The organism is Algoriphagus resistens, assembly GCF_001442615.1.
Taxonomy (GTDB): Bacteria; Bacteroidota; Bacteroidia; order Cytophagales; family Cyclobacteriaceae; genus Algoriphagus; species Algoriphagus resistens.
Genome location: NZ_LMXN01000006.1, coordinates 78,657 through 98,714 on the forward strand (window position 1 = coordinate 78,657; position 20,058 = coordinate 98,714).

Annotated in this window: 13 protein-coding genes; 5 read left to right on the forward strand and 8 right to left on the reverse strand. The window is 43.9% G+C overall.

Annotated features, from left to right (window positions below; translation table 11 throughout):
- Nucleotides 1-40: 40 nt before the first annotated feature.
- Nucleotides 41-1,381 (reverse strand): sigma-54-dependent transcriptional regulator, encoded by a 1,341-nt coding sequence (locus AS141_RS12500; RefSeq protein ID WP_057938007.1) that lies wholly within the window; start codon nucleotides 1,379-1,381, stop codon nucleotides 41-43.
- A 427-nt stretch (nucleotides 1,382-1,808) separates the two neighbouring features.
- Here AS141_RS12500 and AS141_RS12505 point away from each other — a divergent pair, with 427 nt between their 5' ends.
- On the forward strand, nucleotides 1,809-2,870 hold the full coding sequence (locus AS141_RS12505; RefSeq protein ID WP_057938008.1) for a bifunctional transcriptional activator/DNA repair enzyme AdaA: 1,062 nt from the start codon (nucleotides 1,809-1,811) through the stop codon (nucleotides 2,868-2,870).
- Between the two features lie 202 nt (nucleotides 2,871-3,072).
- On the opposite strand, the gene AS141_RS12510 is transcribed toward AS141_RS12505, so the two are convergent.
- A complete protein-coding gene (locus AS141_RS12510) occupies nucleotides 3,073-3,942 on the reverse strand; it encodes an alpha/beta hydrolase (protein ID WP_057938009.1) in 870 nt (289 codons plus the stop codon).
- Between the two features lie 484 nt (nucleotides 3,943-4,426).
- Here AS141_RS12510 and AS141_RS26865 point away from each other — a divergent pair, with 484 nt between their 5' ends.
- The 4 genes from AS141_RS26865 to AS141_RS12530 all read left to right on the forward strand — a co-directional run bounded on the left by AS141_RS26865 (nucleotide 4,427) and on the right by AS141_RS12530 (nucleotide 7,095).
- Entirely contained in the window at nucleotides 4,427-4,705 is a 279-nt protein-coding gene (locus AS141_RS26865; protein ID WP_198293541.1) for a GNAT family protein, read from the forward strand.
- A gap of 644 nt (nucleotides 4,706-5,349) precedes the next feature.
- Nucleotides 5,350-5,640: a nucleotidyltransferase family protein gene (locus AS141_RS12520; RefSeq protein WP_057938010.1), complete on the forward strand. Its 291-nt coding sequence runs from the start codon at nucleotides 5,350-5,352 to the stop codon at nucleotides 5,638-5,640.
- A gap of 23 nt (nucleotides 5,641-5,663) precedes the next feature.
- Nucleotides 5,664-5,981, forward strand: coding sequence for a HepT-like ribonuclease domain-containing protein (locus AS141_RS27410; RefSeq protein ID WP_198293542.1), 318 nt, complete (start codon nucleotides 5,664-5,666; stop codon nucleotides 5,979-5,981).
- Between the two features lie 244 nt (nucleotides 5,982-6,225).
- Nucleotides 6,226-7,095, forward strand: coding sequence for a PDZ domain-containing protein (locus AS141_RS12530; protein WP_157243464.1), 870 nt, complete (start codon nucleotides 6,226-6,228; stop codon nucleotides 7,093-7,095).
- A gap of 77 nt (nucleotides 7,096-7,172) precedes the next feature.
- On the opposite strand, the gene AS141_RS12535 is transcribed toward AS141_RS12530, so the two are convergent.
- From AS141_RS12535 to AS141_RS12560, 6 genes are all read right to left on the reverse strand, one after another.
- Nucleotides 7,173-8,720: an alpha/beta hydrolase fold domain-containing protein gene (locus tag AS141_RS12535; protein ID WP_087149416.1), complete on the reverse strand. Its 1,548-nt coding sequence runs from the start codon at nucleotides 8,718-8,720 to the stop codon at nucleotides 7,173-7,175.
- A gap of 17 nt (nucleotides 8,721-8,737) precedes the next feature.
- Complete coding sequence (locus AS141_RS12540) at nucleotides 8,738-11,041, reverse strand: discoidin domain-containing protein (RefSeq protein WP_057938012.1); 2,304 nt, start codon at nucleotides 11,039-11,041, stop codon at nucleotides 8,738-8,740.
- A 101-nt stretch (nucleotides 11,042-11,142) separates the two neighbouring features.
- Nucleotides 11,143-13,446 (reverse strand): TIM-barrel domain-containing protein, encoded by a 2,304-nt coding sequence (locus AS141_RS12545; RefSeq protein WP_157243465.1) that lies wholly within the window; start codon nucleotides 13,444-13,446, stop codon nucleotides 11,143-11,145.
- Nucleotides 13,443-16,028 carry a glycoside hydrolase family protein gene (locus AS141_RS12550; RefSeq protein ID WP_057938014.1) on the reverse strand — a complete coding sequence of 862 codons (2,586 nt, stop codon included), beginning with the start codon at nucleotides 16,026-16,028 and terminating at the stop codon, nucleotides 13,443-13,445. Before AS141_RS12550 ends, AS141_RS12545 begins: the two co-directional genes overlap by 4 nt.
- Nucleotides 16,029-16,051: 23 nt before the next feature.
- Complete coding sequence (locus AS141_RS12555) at nucleotides 16,052-18,340, reverse strand: FAD-dependent oxidoreductase (RefSeq protein ID WP_232424895.1); 2,289 nt, start codon at nucleotides 18,338-18,340, stop codon at nucleotides 16,052-16,054.
- A 7-nt stretch (nucleotides 18,341-18,347) separates the two neighbouring features.
- On the reverse strand, nucleotides 18,348-20,003 hold the full coding sequence (locus tag AS141_RS12560) for a sodium:solute symporter family protein (protein WP_057938016.1): 1,656 nt from the start codon (nucleotides 20,001-20,003) through the stop codon (nucleotides 18,348-18,350).
- Between the last annotated feature and the right edge of the window lie 55 nt (nucleotides 20,004-20,058).

Consider the following 20,058-nt stretch of genomic DNA (forward strand, 5'->3'; position numbering starts at 1 on the left):
TCACAACCTTTCACCAGCACAAAAGATCGATACGGCAGACTTATTCTATAAGCTGGTACTCCTCCATCTTCCGATACAGTGTGGAGACTCCTATACCCAAAAGATTGGCAGCTTTGGTTTTGTTGCCACCTGTGTAGTCCAGCACCTTTTTAAGGTGTTGTTTTTCCACTTCTTTCAGATCAAAGACGCCGGCACTACCCCCGATTTTGGCTTTCTCAAAATCGAAAGGTAACAGCTCTTTTGTAAGCATATCACCTTCGCACAATATCACCGATCTTTCAACAATATTTCGCAATTCGCGGATATTCCCTCTCCAGGAATGCTTCTTGAGCGCTTCGCTGTAATCTTTTGAAATTCGATTAATCCTTTTCCCTGTTTTGAGGCCGAATTGGGCTGCAAAATGTTCTGTCATCAGTGGGATATCCTCTTTTCTGTCATTCAATGCAGGTAATTTAATCTGAAATACGGATAGTCGATAAAACAAATCTTCCCTGAATTTGCCACTGATACTTTCCTCTTCCAGATCACGGTTGGTAGCGGCAATAATGCGGACATCTACCTGTGTTTCTCTGGTATCCCCCAATTTCAAAAATGTTCCCGACTCCAGTACACGCAAAAGTTTAGCCTGCAGGTCCAGATCAAGCTCACCTATCTCGTCAAGGAATATAGTCCCTTGATTGGCTTCCTCAAAAAGTCCTTTTTTGTCCTTGGAAGCACCTGTAAACGCTCCTGCTTTATAGCCAAAAAGTTCACTCTCCAGTAGATCCTTACCAAAAGCACTACAGTTTACCGCTACGAATCCCCTGTTATTACGGGAACTGGAAGAGTGTATTGCATGCGCAAAAACCTCCTTACCGGTCCCTGTAGGTCCGGTAAGGAGAACCGTTGCATCCGATGGTGCAACTTTTTGGGCCAAAGTGATTGCCTGTTTTATAAAGGGGGAGTTGCCGATAATCTGTTCAAAACCAAATTTTTGGAGCATCCTGTTTTCCAGTTCCTTGATCCTAAACTGTAATCTGGCCTTTTCATCTGCCCGGCTCACCAAGGGAATGATTTTATCATTATCATCTCCTTTGACCAGGTAATCAAAGGCACCGTTTTTCATCGCCTGAATCCCGTCAGCTATAGTTCCATATGCAGTGAGGCATATAATTTCTGTCTCAGGGAAACCAGCCTTAATTTCCCCTGCTAGCATAACGCCCTTTGCATCGGGGAGTTTGACATCGCAAAGCACTACATTGACCTTTACTTCTCCCAGGATGCGCATTCCCGCTTTGGCGTTCTCAGCAGTGCGGACCACATAGCCTTCATATTCCAACGTCTTGGCCAGTAGGTTACGGATATCCTTTTCATCATCAATTATCAAAATTACTCCTTCCATAATACTGTTCTCTCCCTTGCTTAACTAGAATAAGCGAAGTAAGATAAATCAGGGTAATTTTGTCACAATAAGATCAAAAACTTACTTGTTGTAATTTAATCATCCCCCCATTATCGTACTTTCATGGGCCTTCCATTTGGCTTTTAAAATCCATCTTTGCCAATCGCCAAATTTTTAGGCTTTGCTGAAAAACACAGTATTTAATATCATGTATTAGAAGAGATAAAATAACATATAATACTAGCAATCAACAATTTAAATATTCACAAATAGTATCTTTTCAAAAAGAATAAATAGTCTTCTAGCGGCCCTTCCTACGTATCAGTCTTTGGTTTAGATAGTAACTGCTAAAAAATAGCTGTTAATTTTTCGGTTGCGGGCCGGAGCCCTATAGCACAACTTTGTATCGTAAATAAAATGAAATGCAATGACAGGACTTACACAAGAGATCATGTACGCAGCGATTTTAGAGAAAGACACTTCTTTTGAGGGAGTATTTTTTACTGCTGTAAAAACGACCGGAATTTTCTGCAGGCCATCCTGCACCGCACGCAAACCAAAACTTGAAAATGTGGAATTTCTATATACTTCAAAAGATTGTCTTTTAAAGGGTTACAGGCCATGCAAGGTATGTCGTCCCCTGGAAAACCTGCATGAGACCCCGCTCCCGATCAAACAGTTGTTGGAGGAATTGCATGCGGACCCTACCCGCAGGTTTAAAGACTGGGACCTGAAGCAAAAGGGCATAGAGCCACACTCCCTGCGCAGGTGGTTTTTAAAGAACCACGGTATTACTTTTCAGGCTTACCAGCGGATGTTTAGAATCAATTCGGCTTTCAAAAAAATACAGGTCGGAAATACAGTTACCCACACCGCCTTGGATACAGGCTACGAATCATTAAGTGGCTTTGGACATTCCTTCAAAAACATATTTGGTGTATCTCCAAAAAACAGCAAAGCACAACGGATTATAGACCTTAAGAGGATTGAAACTCCACTGGGGACGATGTATGCCTGCGCAGTTGCAGAAGGTGTTTGCCTGTTGGAATTTACAGATAGAAAAATGCTTGAAACTGAATTAAAGTCATTGTGTAAACTATTGAATGCAGTTATTGTACAGGGGGAAAATGAACATTTTAAAGTGCTGGAACACGAGCTTTCTGAATACTTTGCAGGCAAACGCAAGTCTTTTAACACCCCGTTATTCACACCAGGATCCGAATTTCGGAACAGAGTCTGGCAGGCATTACAACAAATCCCTTTCGGAACAACCAGATCATACCTGGAACAGGCAAAAGCCATTGGCAAGCCGGAAGCTGTACGGGCCGTTGCCAATGCAAATGGGATGAACAGGATTTCTATCCTTATTCCCTGCCACAGAGTGGTGGGCACAGATGGCAGTTTAACCGGCTATGGAGGAGGAATATGGAGGAAACAATGGTTGCTAAACATGGAAAAAGGCGCTGCTGATAGTACCTCAGAAATGTGATAAGGCATCTATACCCTTCCCAAAAATGTCATTCGTTTTACCTATTGTTAAGCTTCCTCAGATTTAGCATGTGGCCCTGACTTGATTCACACACGAAGATGACAAGTGGCTGTACGCTCACTGATCCCCAGGTTTGCTATTGCGCACTACACTTCAATTTGTAGAATGTGAGGCACTTGCCTCGAAAATCATAGCTCAACGATCAGAATTGATGGAAACCTGCAGTAACAAACGTTAATACTTCCGGAAGTGCACTACGCCAATAGGACCAAGAGTGAACACCATCGCGGATCCGAAATTCGTGCTCTATTTCTTTCTTTCGCATCGCAATATGTAAAAGGCTGTTGCCTTCGTAAAGAAAATCACCGTCCCCACAGTCAATGTACCAGCGGACACTGTTTTTCTGATCTTCTGGAATGTTCTTCACTAACTCCAATGCACTGTGATGCTGATAATATGCTTCTAAATCCTTTTCGGATACTCCTGCATACTGTTTTTCCCATCGTTCCAATGCCTCATCCAATGAAATCGGACCAACGTAAGCGCTCAATGGGCAGGCTGCAGAAAATAAATCCGGACGCTGAAGGGCATACATCAGCGTTCCTCCCCCTCCCATTGAAAGACCCGCAATGGCTCTATACCTTTTTTCTGTCCTGATTCTGTAGGTTTTTTCGATGTAAGGCATAAACTCGTCAAAGAAGAAATCCTCATAATTCCAGTCATTTTTAGGACTGTTAAAGTATCCTCTTTGACCGGTATTCGCATCGGGCATCACGATAATCATCGCCGTGGATAGTCCCTCCTGGATTGCCTTATCTGCAATATGCTTTACTTCACCGAATTGCACCCAGCCGGTCTGATCATCCCCGGCACCATGCAGCAAGTATAGGACCGGATAGGAACGACCGGATGATTCATAGTCCTCTGGTAGATAAATTGAATATTTCCGGTCCATATCTAAAATAGTGCTCTTCACAGCTAGGTTATCTATCACCTTTCCCCCACTCTGTGCGAATAAAGCATGGGAGGAAATCACTAAAAAGGTAAAAATCAAAAAGATTGCTTGTTTCATATTTGCTTGATTTTAATTCTATATCGCTTAAAAGGAGGTACTAACCCCAGGGGTTAGGAGATAATAAATATGAAGTTTTTATTGGTAATAAAACAGTGTGGAGTGTGGATAATTCTGTAGACCGACTTAAAAGCACCACACTTCCATCATATTTGCCTACATTTTCCAAAAGAATACACCCTGTCGATTAGGTGTTTTTTCTTTAACTTGGTTAAAATCAAAATATGGGCGGTATAGTAAAAACTAAATAGTAAGTGGTAAAGTTTGAACTAAATTGATGCCAGCGATTACAAGTCTAAAACGCAAATGGAACTATAAAGCTGTGCTGGATTATTCGATAAAGGAAACCAAATAAAAGGAAATCTCCTGCAAAATTATAAAGGACGACATTCCCGATAGGCAGATTGCCAAATTCACTAAGTTGTCCATAGTGGAGATCGAGAAAATTTGATGAAATTCTTACAAACAGTTACCCAACGTAACCATGATGTTTGAACAGGATTTTATCGAGTTTGTGGAGTTTCTTAACAAGCACCAAGTCAAATATATGGTGGTCGGGGCGTATGCCCTTTCGTTTCACGGAAGACCAAGGCATACAGGCGACCTCGATATATGGATAAAGCCCGATGCCGAAAACGCCCGTAAGATGGTCAAGGCGATAACGGACTTCGGATTTGACCAGCTTGGCTTACCAGGATTATTTCCTATGAGAAAACTGTGTTACACAATTGGGCTATCCTTTGTTGCTCATAAAGACCCTTAACGTCATATCAGGAGTTGACTTCGATAAGGCATACAAAGCCCGTATGGAAACCGAAATTGACGGCCGGCAAATATCATTCCTCAGTGCCAATGATTTCATAAAGAACCAACAGGCATCCGGACGTGCACAAGACCTTGGCGATAGCGAATCCTTATGGACATAGCCAAATTGAAATTTCAAGAATCATAACATCGAAATCCATTTCAGACCATAGATCTGCACCAGTTACTCCACCCTGTTATCTACGAATAATGTTCAAAGTTGACAATATTGATGAATTAGTACCAGAATTATCAAGCAAGGTACAGACTTGTTGGTGAAGTGGTTAGTATGAAGACATATAACGTCTTTGCTACCTTCTTGGAACAGAATGACTGCTAATTGGACTTGCTGAACAACTAAACGAAAAGTGAACAAACAACGAACCTCCAGTAGTGCCTTCACCTCCTTAACTTAGCAAGAGCCTACTCGGACAAACCTCGGAAACGGCTAAGTGGTTTGTATTTGCTAACTTTAGTGCCAAAACACCGTTACTTCTCACACACAAAAAAACGTTAGGGTAAAGGTAAGACGGAGTAGTAACGAGCTAGAGTTCGGCACATTGATTTTACCAAAGATTGAGTAGAAAGTGGTATTTTTGGATTATGAGTACGTTACAAGAAATAAAAAATGCATTGAGTGTTCATAAAAACAGATTATTTAATGACTATCCATTAAAATCAATGGCGATTTTTGGCTCTTATTCCCGGAGAGAACAAAATGATTCTAGTGATTTAGATATTCTCGTAGATTTTTCTGATAGGATTGGTGTCAGGTTTATTGATTTAGCGGAAGAGTTGGAGAATATTGTTGGATTCAAGGTAGATTTAGTTTCGAGAAAAGGAATTAAAGAAAAATATTTAAAATACATTGATTCTGATTTAATATATGTCTAAGCGCGATACAACATTGTAGTTAGATGATATGTTGCAATCTGCGCATAGGATCAAGAAATATAAGAGCACTTGATTATAATCAGTTTGTATCGAATGATAAAACAATTGATGCAGTTGTTCGAAACTTTGAGATAATTGGAGAAGCAGCACATCGTATCGATTCTCATTTCAGAGATAGTAACCCAGAGATTGAATGGAAACGAATACGAGGATTTCGTAATCGGATAGTTCATGATTATTTTGGGATTGATCATGATATAGTTTGGAGTAATGTGGAATCATATTTAGATGAACTAATTGATTGGCTTGATACGATAATCGACAAGAATAAAGCCACATAGCCCCTTCTTTAGGCAACAAGCGGTAAGGCAGAGTTAGCAAGACTTTTAAAAGCAATGTTGGAGAAGTAACACCATTCCTCCTTGAGGAAAGGCATAACAGCTTTGATCCGATCATGGAGATGCACCAGCGTATTCTATTAGAATACCTGAGTACCAGCTCAGAAATCATTGTACCAATCCCTTTGGAACAAATTTTCTTATTAGTGTAAAAATCTTTCATAAAACGTTCCAAATATCCACCTTGGTGAGTAAGCACCCTGAGTGGATAATGCTTGATGCTATTAAGACTACGATTATTAGAAATAACCGGTTTCATTGTGAACATGGCTGGGATATAGATCTGGATGACGGGTCAAGTAACTACGAAATCTATAACAATCTTTGTTTAAACGGAGGAATAAAACTTAGGGAGGGATTTTATCGAAAAGTCTACAACAATATTGTGCTTAACAATGGATTCCACCCCCATGTGTGGTTTAAGAATAGCCATGATGTATTTACCAGAAATATCATTATGGCCCACCATATGCAGATTGGAGTAAATCATTGGGGAGATAAAGTAGACGGCAATTTTTTTACCTCAGAAAGGGATTTGCTAGTAAGTAAAGAGTACGGCGTTGAACAGAACGGGGAATTTGGGGATCCTGGATTCATAAATCCTGAAAAAGGAAATTTCGGGGTAGCTGAAAATTCACCTACAAAATCAGCAATAGGTTTTGAAGATTTCGACATGGACAAATTCGGGGTCACTTCAGCCAGATTGAAAGGTATGATTGAAAAACCTTCCGTTCCGGCACTACTGATAGAGAGAAAAGAGGAGACGGCTAAGATTTATGAATGGCATGGGTTCAAAGTGAAAAACATAGAAACACCGGGAGAACAATCAGCCGCCGGGCTAAATGAGATCACAGGTGTTTTGATTTCGGAAGTGCCTGAATTATCTCCTGTTCCACTGCAGAAAGGGGATGTGATTTTAAGCTGTTGGGATAAGCAGATAAAGGATGTATTGGATCTACAAAAAACAGAAAAAGGCAATGCTTGGAAAGGGCGCCTGGATCTGAAAGTTTGGAGGAATCAGAAACTGATCGGTATCACCGTTGATACGAATTGGTAGCGCAACCTCAACAGAAGATCTACCATCGGAGGAATTTATAAAGACATCTGATTTCAGTACCAACCCTGCATTAAAATTCACTTCAGCTGCTTTTTCAGATACCCATACTGTCTTAAGAAATTCTCAGAATCCTGAATCATCTCAACGTAAAAGGGGGAATATCCCTTTCGGTAATAAAAAATAGGGTGCCCTGCACCTGGGTAAAGCTTTAATTCACATTGTACGCCTTTGCTTACAAGCAATGATCTATACTTTTCCGCAGTGGCCACAGGCAATAAAGGATCTTCAGTACCCACCAAAATTAGAGTCGGGGGTGTATTTACGGTCACATTATGTAAGGGAGAAATAGCCTTATAACCGGCTTTCATCTTATCAGATCCATAGCCATTGGGACCATTGTCAATCACCGGGTAGAAAAGTAAATTCAGGTTTGCCCTGGCACTGATTGACAGCTCATCATCAGGATCATCGAAACCTGAAAGGGTTCCTGTGGCCGCCGCCAGATGTCCACCTGCAGAGGCTCCGGCTACCGCTATTCTGTCGGGGTCTATGTTATATTTTTCAGCATTCTTCCTTATCCACCTGATAGCTGATTTGGCATCACCCACACTTTCAAACGCTGAGGTACCGTTATCGAATTCCGTACTGTAATCTGCAGAGATTGCCACCATTCCCTTTGATGCAAAATAGCTTGCTTCCCTATAAAACTGAAGCGGACTTCCTACTTTCCATCCACCGCCAAAGAAGAACAGTATGCAGCTGCGTTTCGCTTCGCCATCTTGCCCATCAGGTTTAAAAATGTGGAGTTTTAACTCCTCGGTGGGCGTGTTTTTATAGGTGACCAACTCAGGGTTGAATCTCAGCGATGGCTTATCCATTACCTTGGTCAGCTTATCAAACCAAACGGTTGCCATCTTCAGGGCGCCACCCTCATTTGGGTGCACTTTATCATCAATGGTATCCTCCTTCCACTCAAACGCGTTAGCCTGATCCACCAGATAAACTCCCCCGAACGTTTGCCGGGTTTCAGCCACAAACTGTTCAATTTCTTCGTTTAGCACAGGGATATAAGAATACTTTGGAAGCTTTCCGCTTTCAATCACTTTGGCAATTAAAATAATGGCCTCTGGGTTGATACTTTTGATTTTTGCAACGATTGCTTGATGTGCCGCAATTATCCCTGTCACAGGATTCTCCTGTGAAAAATGATTATGCCCAGTATGAAGCAAAACAATGTCTGCAGGAAATTGTCTATAAATACGATCAGTTTGAGATGCTAAAAACTCCGCATTTCTTCCGCTGTATCCGGCATGGGCAATTCCCCCAATAGTTGTCTGAGATTGATTTGGGCCAATAAACTCCACCTGATATCCTGCCAAATACAATTTCTCCCATAGCGGATATAAGTAGGAACTGAAATTATTTCCGCCTTCAGTAATGGAATCACCCAAGCCCAAAAGGGTATAATTTCTTTCCTGTACCTCTGAGACTTGTTGTGCCATACCCAAATGAAAAACCAAAGAACAAATCACCACAAAAGGAAAAATCATACCTCTCCTTTTTATACGCTGCGGCAGCCACCCTTCCGTCAGATGATAAAATTGATCCAGGGGACTATTTTTCATTTCTCCTGCTGTTTAACTTATAATTCTACTTTCAAAACATCCGTTTTTGCCATAAACCCATAGCCATAGCGCACAGTAAATTCCCCGCCCTGCCGAATCTCCATCTTCTCATTCTGTGAGCTAATCCAGCCGTTTTCTATTTTCACCTTACCTAAGTAAATCTCAGAATGTGGAGCTTGCTCAATAAGGGTAACAATAATATCCTGACCGGCTTGGTTGCTTAAAACCACTTGTACCGGCTCATTCCTATCAGCATCAAAATTTAATGGGGCTTTAAGCCTGATTATCAACTCGCCCTCTTCACTATCCAGTGTGATGCGGCTATAATGGTTGGCCAAATAAGCCATGCTGGTATTGAAAGCTGTATTAAATTGCACCCATCCTTCTGTCCAGCCCAGGTTCCCTACCTGCGGATGATTGGGATAATGGAAAGATTTTGGTGATCCATCAAAGACAAATTTCACCTTATCCAATAAGCCAATCCCGCCGGTATGATAGCTGTACCACCCCAGGTCAACCCCCTCTATTTCGCTTGGACCTCTGAAGGAAAAATGTCTGCCTGTCGGGTTTCTCCCAAAGGAATTGTCAAGATGGGACCATACCAAAATCTCCAGGGAATCCTTCAGCTTTTCATCATCCAAAACCTCCATAGCCGCTAAAGCAGCAGCTGGAAACCCCAGCACATTCCCTGTTTCATTCCAACTTGGGGGAGTCCATTCCTCTTGGCTGTACTTTCTGAAATCCCAGTAATTATCAGCCCGTGAAAGTGCCACATTTGCCCACGCCTCCACTTTTTCTTTTAATCCTTCAGGAGCTTTATCGGGATATTTTGCGTAAAAATAAGCAAATGCCCTCAGGGTAATATGCTCGGACATTCTCTGCCCTTTGGTAGTCATAGGATCATTCCAATCCAGATTCCTGATCATCCAGTCCAACTGTAGGAAAGCGGCATCAAAGTATTTCCGGGCATCGCTTTCACCGTTTTGCATAGCCACCTCATACATCATCAGATTGGGAATTACCGAATGTCCCGGCGGCAGCTCTCCTTTTGTAGTACCCAGCTTGGTTTTCAACTCCAACAGATTATGGCTTGGACTCAGGTCATATTTGGTGGTGGAATATTCTGAAACCGTTTCTTTCTCCCAATTGTCCTTAAGGTATTCATACACCACATCAAAATTTTGCTTTGGCAGCCACCGCTTCAAATAGGGCCATGCGTAAAGAAAATAAGCGAGCTCAGCCTTCTGCATTTCATGGTCCAACTTCTGTGAGATCTTCACATCTGCATCCCAATGGATCAGTTGCACCAGATCAGGTGTGTTTTCCGCGTACGGCTCAAGTACCCCCCATTTCCCCTTGTAGGCTTGGGGAAAGGAATCATTGGGCATGTAGTGGATTGTCTGCTCCATTCGTTCGAAAGCGGCAGGATTGGCCAGAAACAGAGACACCAGGCTCTGCTGCGCCCAGTTAAAAAAATCACCGTCTCTCCACGCCCATGAAAGTGGTCTAATAGCATCGGTGGTCCCTAAATAATGCCTGGCTCCGATCATAAAATCCACCATGTTCCTATAAGTAACCCGTTCGAGCCAGTTCACTCCGATCCGAAAGGGAAAGGACTCGTGCCCCTGGATCCTTACCAGATACTCCCGATTGGAATGCGGATTGAATGCAGAGAAATCACCTACATGATTTTGCAGGAACGACTCAAAGACCGTTTCGCCGGAGGTAAGGTCAACCAGCTCAAAATGTGCTTCGGGAGCTAAAGTCGGAGCGGAAAACCGCTTAGGTCTATTCAGGTTGTAACCGCTTTGATTCACCAAAATTTTCCTCACATCCAGCGCAGTGCTATCGATGTACTCTTGTCCATAGATTCCTAATTCAGAAATACCCACTGCCTGATTCGCCTCAGCAAAAAAACGGATACGATCCGAAAGTACAGGCTTTTCCAGAGCCAAGGAAACCCTGTTTTGCTGATTTTCTTTGACCTCCTTCACATTTTGCCAATTCCCATTGTGCATAATCTGAAGTTTAAATTCCTTCAAAACAGGTAAGTCTTCAGCAAGATCCACTTCAATTTTTACAATTTCAGTCGCCCCCGGCAAACGCACCATCAACCAGCTGGCTTCCTGGCCAAGCTTACTCTTCCAAGTACTGGAGGCTGACAATTTCCCGTCAATAGCCCGCGCTGGATTAAATTCTTTCTGGGATGAACTGGCACTTGCGGAACCAGTCAGTGACAGGTTATTCTGCTGGGCACTGGCACTGAATCCTGCTGATGTCACCAGGACAAAAACCAGAAAAGAAAAGTAGGAAAATTTCATATGATTATAATTTGCTTTTTAAAGGCCATATGGAATCTCGCATGCGTTATGATCATCCCTCTGTATGTTGCTTGCAATATGCTCGATTTCATTTTATCTTATCATTTTGCATGTATTTGGTAGGATTTGCCAGGCATTATCTCAAAGAAATATCCACGCATTTCGGCATCCCACACCATTTTCTTTTTATCAGAACTATCTTCGCTAACACGGTAGGAATCCCCTTTAAACACAGGAGGTTTCACAACAGATTTTGATTCCCCATCCGGAAAAATAAATTCATAATCTTTCCCGCTAAAATTCAGGGGGAAATAATAGAGTAAAAGCCGTGAATCCTTTCTAAGTACCAGGAAGTCATTGCCCCCGATAAAAAGCGGGATTTTTTCATCCGGAAATTTATAATCAGGATAGGTCTTTCCTCCATCCAGCACCTCCCCGGACTCCCAGTCCATCCATTTTCCTTCGGGCAAATACAGATTTCGCGACTGCACGGAGGCATAATCATTCCCAAATACAGGAGCAGCCAGGAGGGACTCTCCTATCATCCAACTATATTGGCGTCTGGTGGAATCAGCGAGTATATACGTGTTTTTATCCTTGGGAAAAGTAAGTGGAAGCGGAGACATAGCATGGGGAAATCCGGTCTCAAATCCCCTCACCACTTCACTGTAGATATATGGAACAAGCTGGTGATGCATCGCCACAGCCTTTTCCACCACCTTCTCATAAGCTGGATTCTGCATATGCCAGGGACCATATCCCAAGGACATGACCGGCATTACAGCTGCCAGCATTGCATTCCGAACGAAGTACCGCTTTTGATCCTCAGTCAACGGATTGGTCAAATACTTTCCGGCCACAATATCAGGATACACATTTCCTGCGCCGCTGTAGGCATAGCTCAGTGCATTGATCGGCGTGCGATCCTGGTCAAAGCCATACTTGGTATCCTCCATTCTCAGAATATCCCCGGGAACACTGTAGGCGGAATTCCTTACCATCACCAATTTTCCCCGGTCCATAAATGCCTCATTGACCGGGTTTAGCTTCGCGTCATTATTGAGCAATACGCCATCCTGAAGCATCAAATCTTCTTTGATGCCATCAACTTTCCATTTTTCAAAACCGGAAACAAACCAATTGACAGCATCAGGCTTTTGGGTATTGAGCAAATAGGTTTTTCCTGAGGGAAAGTTCACATCAAAAACTTCGGGAGCTCCCATCGCATCCTCTACAAAATATCCTCTTTCAAGTCCTTCCTTGACAAAGTCACCGTCATTGGCAGCATCGTAATTCCCCCCGTCCCCAGGCAAGGCTTTGAAATTGATCCTGCTCCCCAAGAGTAATTTAATAGCTCTTTGTCTGAAAAAATCTTTCATTCCCTGCACATCAGGATACCTGGGATTCGGAAGTCCGTCATCTCTTCCCCGTCCGGGAACACTGTCCCAAATCCCAAAGGAAGCAGTAGTGCCCTCTGTAGGTTTTCTACGCTCTCCCTTCCAGAAACCACTTCCTACCACTGCCCATTTTAGCGGATACCCTTTTTCCAGATAGGTATCAATATCCTGCTGAACAGATGATTGGTAGGTGTTCCACCCCAAAGACCCGAATGCTTCGTAACCTACTTCAAAAAAATCAAACTTGGGCTTCTTAGCGGGATACCCTTCTTTTTCCCTTACTTCATTGTAAGCATGATAAAGTTGCCTGGGGTTTCCGAAAAAATAATAGGCATTCAGTTTTTCTGCATCACCTACTCCCATTTTGTTTTCAGCAGAGTCAATGGCTATCCTTTTCTCCCCGTTTGCAAAGATTACCTGAGCGATGTGCTCGGAGGGAAAAACAGCAAACGTCGAGATAAAGCGGTAATGGTTCCAGTTATGGCCTGAAGTCTTATCGTTCATAAAATGATCATTTCTGTAGCCAAAAAGATCGGTTTTCCCTTCATAGCCTCCATGATCTCCCAAACCATACACCGGAGACATACTGGCAGTACGGACTTCCATTGTCAACGGTAAAGACGGCTCGGAAGACCATACTTCTACATGTAACTGCCCCTCACCTAAAGTCATCCGAAAATCGGCGGTTTCCCCCTCGTTATTGAGAAGTTTTCCATGCAATTGGTTTCCGTCTTCCGTATAGCTATCAACAAAAGCTGAACTCGGTTTCACAGAGTCCCAGGCGGAAAATAAAATCCCTGAACCCGCATGGGCAGGCAAAAGCTCTTTACCATACCTGTCGAAGACCGAAAATGCCGAGTTGGATTTAGTTAATCGGAGGCTAAGTGTTTCACTCTGGATAAATATAATATCCTCCTCGGCGGTTCTGCCTGAAAAAACACCACAGGCGGCCAAGGGCAACAACAGCAAGTACATGCACTGCCTGATCTGTAGGGTAACATTTTTCACTCAAACATTATTTTTAGTGCAGAAAGCCCATACCCCTCAATTTCAATAGTCCAGTCCTCTTCTTTATCCAAAGTCCTGATTACTTTCCCACTATCATCCAAAACCTGTATGGATTTTAGTGTGGATGGCAATCCTGCTTTTTCCAGGTCCAACAGCACGGTCCCGCCCTGCTTCTCAAATCGCTGATTAAGAAGGACTACATGTAGTGTTTTGCCATCTTCGGATGCTGTCACCACATGTTCTATAGAAGGATTGCTTAGGGTTAATCCCCGGGTTATAATTTTCAGGTTAGCCGCATCGCCAAATACGCTGCCCGGAGCAAACCCGTAACTCTGGTGCGGTCCGACTTTGGGCGTAATAAATCCCCGCGGAAACGTAATAGTTTGATTTGACCGCAATTCAACTTCAGCCATCAGATAATCGGTAATCCAACCAATCTGCCACCAGGCATGATGCGGAAAAGGCCCAGAACCGGCATCCATTGCCCGCCAGTAATAGGATGCTACACTGGTTTGCTTGTTTACAAATGCATCCCGACCAATCGCCGCCGAGCGGGCCATGTCTTTAAAAATCGGTTCTCCTGTCAACTCATACATCCGGATAAACATCCCTGCATGGCTGGCAAGCAAAATAGGGCCGTTCCCATTGGCTGAACCCAGCGCTCCCCCATGCTCAAAGCTCAGACCGGCCTGTGCTATTTCCCAATCCAGTACTTCCTTGCCATGCACAACCTTTTTGGTAGTGTTTGCAATAGGATGGGTATAGATATGGGTGGTATATAGTTCAGCTGCTCTGATGGCTGCATCCCGGTAGGCAGTATCCTTTGTCAGCTCATAAAGATCCAAAAATGCCTGGGCACTTTGGCCTGTTGCAAAATCCGGAACATACCTGGCATCTCCGCACACGCCTAGAAATTTTCCGTTCTCAACCCCGTTTGCAATAAACCAATCCGCACCTCTCACTGCAGCATCCAGGTATTTCTGATCGCCCAACAGCCTATTGGCAACCAGCAAACCGTAAAATGTGGGTCTGAAATCAGTGAGTTCCCGGAACAGTTCCTCTTCATCCCGGCCATAAGCAACAGCCCAGCTTCCGTCACTTTTCTGCCAGTCCAAAAGTAGCTCAGCACCAAGCCGCAACCTTTCTTTTAATTCTGCATTATCCGGTTCAAAAAGAAGTATATTCCCGATATCCAGCATGATGTAATACATCAGTGCTATTGGCTCCACCATATCCCCCCATTCCTCCACAAACTTCCTGGATTTATAGAGGTAGTATTGACCGATCGCTGCCCCTTTAAAAAAACCATCAGCTGTCTGCTGCTGTTTTAGCTTAAAATTCAGTGCATAGGGCAGTATCTGCCGGTTTATTTTCGGGTTTCCGGTGCTTTTTGCCAGCATCCACATCGCTCCGTAATCCGCATTTTTCATCGCGTCCTTATCCGAGCCTACCACTCCGCCCAGGTAGGATTGGGCACCTATTTCTTTTCCCTCAAAATCCTCTATCCGCCAAAGGGATGTGGCCGGATCCATCAGGTAAGCGTGCATTTGCGCTACTCTGTTACTCAGCGACTGTTTGTTTGAACGCAGGTGTACCCCTTCTTCAAATTCATAAACATCATACACTGCATGGTTCAGCATGGCAAACCAGTCCACCTGCTGAATACTTATGCGAAATCCGAAAGTCAACGTTTCTCCTGCTTTCATTGCACTGCTTTGTTCACCAAGGACTGGGTAATAAATAGAAGGAGACAAATGTGAATTCCTGTTCATATGTGATATCCCCAAGTGCCATTTGGCATGGGTGTTTTCATCAGACTCCCAGGGATCTCTCCCCAACTCTGGATTGGGAATAGCCGCTATTGTGAAGCCCTTAACCGAGGTAATCATTGGACTCAGCGTACTTGCCGTATGCTCACTGAATACAATTGGCCTGTTTGGAATTCCATTCCCGTAGCCATAGGAAAGAGGAAGGTTTTCTTCCAGCTTGTTCCCATGGAAATAGCCCGGAACAGTAGCCCATTTCAATTCATTTTCCGGTACAATAACAAGTGTAGGACTTGCCAGGGAATAGTAACCATCGTGATCCGCATCAAAAGTTTGTTCAATTGAAATGTCGTTGGACTCTTTACCCAAAGTCCATAAACTGGTAACGGTTCCAAAATCCGTAACTGCTGTAAACTGAACACTTGATGCATTAATCTTTTCCGCCTTCCCAGGGTAAAAGTTAAGCGCTTCCCCTGCTGTATTCAGGTTTACGGGAGCCGTTCTTTTTTTCCAGGTCGGGACGATGTATTTATAACTTTCTCCGGGGAAAGGCTCTCCTGTGCCGGTAAGAAATTCCTCTTGCGGATCAGCTACAGGTTTTTGACCTGAAGTCAAGAGCGTATATTCACCAGACAGGTGCCCGAGATCCTGCCATTGCGTTCCGTTATAAATTGCAAGCTTGGAAATCTCCCACCCATTCGAGGTTTCGATCCATTCAATATGGATTTTTTGGTTGGAAAGCTCCATCACCTGCTGCGCAAAAGCCTGCACGGGAAGCAGCAAAAATAAGCTATAGATTATAAATTTAGGGTTCATTGTATGTCTGTTTAACTTCCGTCTTAGTTGCAAATAAGCCCAAAAAGTGCTGCGGGAATTGCCTCTCCGGGGTGGTCTAATTCAATAATCAGCCGTTCTACAGAAATAGCCGGCTTAAAGGAAATTACATTGATTGTCTGGTGATTTTCCATTTCAGCATGCAAAAGCTTACCGTTCCCATCCGTAATCCTGTAGGATTTCACACAAAACGGGATTTCCGATTCGGGATGTCCCATCAGTGTGGACTCCATGGGATGATCGTAATCAGTATCAAAAAACAACTTAATTTCCTTGATAGACTTCGCTTCCCTCCAACTGATTTTTAACTGCGGATGAGCATCTTCAAGCGAGGCTACCCAGGCATTGGGCGTGAGCGTGGGTCTGAATATGCCGTTCAACAGGTTTCCCTTTCCGAATGCTTTCAGGGGCTGGTTTAATTCAAAGCCCAGATTATGCCCGTTTGGGCGTCTTTCAGGAACCCAAAATTCAAACTCATCGATGCCAATTCCGATGGGCGGAGATTGAATACTGCTGGTAGCAACAGACTTATTGAATTTATTAAATACAGAAAGTATTCCGGTAACCCGGAGATCCGAACACTTCACTTCCACCGAATCGTTTTGCAACAGACAAAGCGCCAGGTATTGGGACCCCTTACTTTCAAAATCAAAGTCAATGTGATAAACGTGCTCACCCTTTCGTAACCGGATTTCCTTTTGCTCCAGTAATCGGTCCAACGTAAAATTCCCTGGCTTTTGGCTATTTCTAAGTTCAACTTTTTGAATACAATCCTGCGCTGATCTAAGCATTAATTTCATCGAGATCTTCTCCGATTCTGTTACCGGAAGCAATTGTGCCATTGAAAACCCAAGCGATTTCCAGGGGCCGCTATAAGGAAGCGAGGATAGCTCAAATTCACTGGAAACTTCCAGCCCTGCATCGCTGAGCATATCATTTTTTAGATTCAGGGCAGTATGGGGTATATACTGGCCCGATTGTAAAAGCAAGTTTTGAAGTGCCTTCATATGATCAGCGGTAGCCAATCCAGCCGGTAGCAGTCCTTTTTCCAGGCAAAGCTTAGCTGCCATTGCAATTGCCTGGCTATTGTGGGCACAGGTTGCCATGACACGTGTAGATCCAAATGCCACATGGCTGGCGCTCATCAACCTTCCGCCCAAGAACAGGTTTTTAATGTTGCGGCTGTACATAGACCGGTAAGGAATCTGGTAAACTCCTTTCGAATGCCATTGCGTACAGCCCGGCTTGTCGCTGTAAACACCGTCTGCAGGATGAAGGTCAAGAGCCCAGCCTCCAAACGAAACCGCATCAAAATGTTCCCGCTGCTCAATTACATCTCTTTGATGCATGATGTAATCCCCTTCAAACCTTCGGCTTTCCCTTTTTCCCGGGATGGTTCCCACCCATTCCAGGGTCAGGTTTTCAACATCCGGATATTCCCCGGAATTTTTCACATGATCCCAGATCCCATAAATTATTCTCCATAATTCCCATTTAATATCCTCACTGCTCAGAATAGTATCTGCGCGTCCCCCATATTCCACCCACCAGAGCCTACAACCGTCCTCACGTAAGTTAAACGTTTTGAAGCGGGGTAATTTTGACAGCTCCCGGTTGGCGAACGAGGGGGGCACAAAACGTACAGGCTTCCCGGTATCCTTACTGTAGAAATAAAGGGAATGCCCCAAAAGCTCTCCGTATTTTTGATCCGGAGCAAATAATTCATCAAACTCTTCCTTTGATTCAGCTCCCATTCTAAAAGCTGCCCCCGCCAAAAAACCTACTATTCCATCCCCGGAGGCATCCATGAACAAAGGGGCAGATAACTTAAATTCGGTAGAATTCTGGCTACAGAATGCTTTTACAAAAGCAATCTTGTCCTCTCCGGATTTTTCCAGATCATACACACTTGTATTAAGCAAAAGTGTGATGTTCTTTTCCAGAGCTATTTTTTCCAGCAGGATTGTATCCAGCAGAATTGGATTCCCTTCCGGATTTCTGTACATGTTCTCCACTAGCAGCTCGTCAATGACACCACCTTCCCGCGCCCAGCGATTATTGTTGCCCATATGAGAGGTGGCCCCCAATACCCATAGACGGATTTCGGAAGAAGCGTTTCCCCCTAGTACAGGACGATCCTGCACCAGGCAAACCTTCAGCCCTTCCCGCGCCGCAGTAATGGCCGCGCACGTGCCGGACATTCCTCCTCCCACAATTACCAGATCCGATGCAATTGCCACTGCATGGGATTGTCTTTTTCCGGTGAATGCGCCTTCTTGTATCATAGTATTCATAAATGAATTAATTCTCATGTTGGATTTTGTGGATCCGTTTGGTGTAGCTGTAGAGGAATGCTCCAAAAACCACTATAGCAATTCCAAGGATCATCAAATAAATGGCAGCATTTTCTGCCCAAACGGTTAAAATGAGTAATAGACCTCCAATTGCCACCATGGCTATGGAGAGCACTCTTATTCCATAAATATTCTGGATCTCTGCAGCGGAATTTGTGGTTGCGGGGATCTCATTTTCAGGTATTTCCTGGGATTTTTGTTGGCTTTCCTTCCCTATAAACTCATATCCTGACAAAAGCAAAAAAGGTAAGCCTACCCCTAGGATCATTTCTTCGCTTCTGCTAAGGGAAAACCCAAGCATTAGCGGGGATAGAAATTTAAAAAACAGATTGACTGCCAGGCTGATCATGGTCACCCCCAGGATAGACTTCCCTATTTGTTTTTTGGAAAACAAGGCCCAGATCGCAGGACCATACAGCGCTCCTCCGGTCACAGCCCCTATACTTAGCACTACTTCCACTATTCCACCGGCTAAAGGGACCAGGAATGCCACCCCAATAGTGAGTATCCCAAATATCAATGTGGAAATACGGGCAAAGACCATTAGGTTTTTGTCCGAAGACCGGGGCCTCAGCGGTTTATAAACATCATTGGTCAATACCGCTGCGGCAAGGTTCAACGAAGTATTTACAGAACTGGCAGTGGCAAATATCATCCCTCCGATCATCAGCCCCAGCATGCCTACAGGCAGTACTTCCTTACAGATCATCAAGTAAGCGCCTTCAGCCTCCAACCTGCTCAAAGCAGGGTTAATCACCTTGTATATCATTGGGGGAAGCATCCAGATAATCGGGCTCACTAAATACAATGCACCAAACAAATACCCGACTTTACTGGCGGATTTGGTGTTTTTGGTACTGGTATAGCGTTGGACATAGGCCCAGTTCCCCCCTATGAAAACCAGGTTATACGCACAAAAAGCACCTATAAAAAGGGGGGAATATTCCCCGTTAAACATATGAAAGAACGTCTCGGGAGCAGAGGTTGCGAAATTGGAGAGTCCTCCGACTTTATCGATAGAAAGGGGCAGCACAATTAACACGGCGGCTGTAAGAATAACAAACTGCAGCACGTCGGTCACCACAACTGCCCAGAGTCCCCCTACTGCAGTATAAACCATGATTATACCTCCCAAAAGCAGGATGGAGTAATAGATATCAAAACCGGTTGATACGTTTACTATTTTTGCAACAGGGTATAGAAAGGATCCCGTATAGCCCAGGGACAAGGACAAAAACAGGTAGGTATAATATTTCTGGACTTTTACTCCGAAACGCCGGGTAAGATATTCCGCCACAGTAAGTGCATTTGTAGCCCGCCATTTGGGAGCAATAAAATACCCTATCAAGAATCCGGCAATGCACATCGCCATCTGTATGGTGATGGCCACAAGACCGTGTTGATAAGCAATTGATCCCCATACCACGAAAGTCCCTGCGGAGAAAAAGCTCATAAACAGCGACAGGCCATTAATTCCCCAGGGGACGGCGCCTCCTGCGGCAAAGAAAGATTTCATATCCCCTCCCTGTTTACCAAAAGACAGTCCTACGACCATAATGATCAGGGTAAAGAGGATAATGGTGGAGTAATCTAGAAAGGCCATTGAATGTAATTATAAATGCCTAAGGCACTTTTAAGGTGTTAATTCATTGAGATGT

Bases quoted from the DNA above. Each gene is read 5' to 3' on its own strand.
- AS141_RS12500 (WP_057938007.1), bottom strand. From the start codon at position 1,381: ATGGAAGGAGTAATTTTGATAATTGATGATGAAAAGGATATCCGTAAC.
- AS141_RS12505 (WP_057938008.1), top strand. From the start codon at position 1,809: ATGACAGGACTTACACAAGAGATCATGTACGCAGCGATTTTAGAGAAA.
- AS141_RS12510 (WP_057938009.1), bottom strand. From the start codon at position 3,942: ATGAAACAAGCAATCTTTTTGATTTTTACCTTTTTAGTGATTTCCTCC.
- AS141_RS26865 (WP_198293541.1), top strand. From the start codon at position 4,427: ATGATGTTTGAACAGGATTTTATCGAGTTTGTGGAGTTTCTTAACAAG.
- AS141_RS12520 (WP_057938010.1), top strand. From the start codon at position 5,350: ATGAGTACGTTACAAGAAATAAAAAATGCATTGAGTGTTCATAAAAAC.
- AS141_RS27410 (WP_198293542.1), top strand. From the start codon at position 5,664: ATGATATGTTGCAATCTGCGCATAGGATCAAGAAATATAAGAGCACTT.
- AS141_RS12535 (WP_087149416.1), bottom strand. From the start codon at position 8,720: ATGAAAAATAGTCCCCTGGATCAATTTTATCATCTGACGGAAGGGTGG.
- AS141_RS12540 (WP_057938012.1), bottom strand. From the start codon at position 11,041: ATGAAATTTTCCTACTTTTCTTTTCTGGTTTTTGTCCTGGTGACATCA.
- AS141_RS12550 (WP_057938014.1), bottom strand. From the start codon at position 16,028: ATGAACCCTAAATTTATAATCTATAGCTTATTTTTGCTGCTTCCCGTG.
- AS141_RS12555 (WP_232424895.1), bottom strand. From the start codon at position 18,340: ATGAATACTATGATACAAGAAGGCGCATTCACCGGAAAAAGACAATCC.
- AS141_RS12560 (WP_057938016.1), bottom strand. From the start codon at position 20,003: ATGGCCTTTCTAGATTACTCCACCATTATCCTCTTTACCCTGATCATT.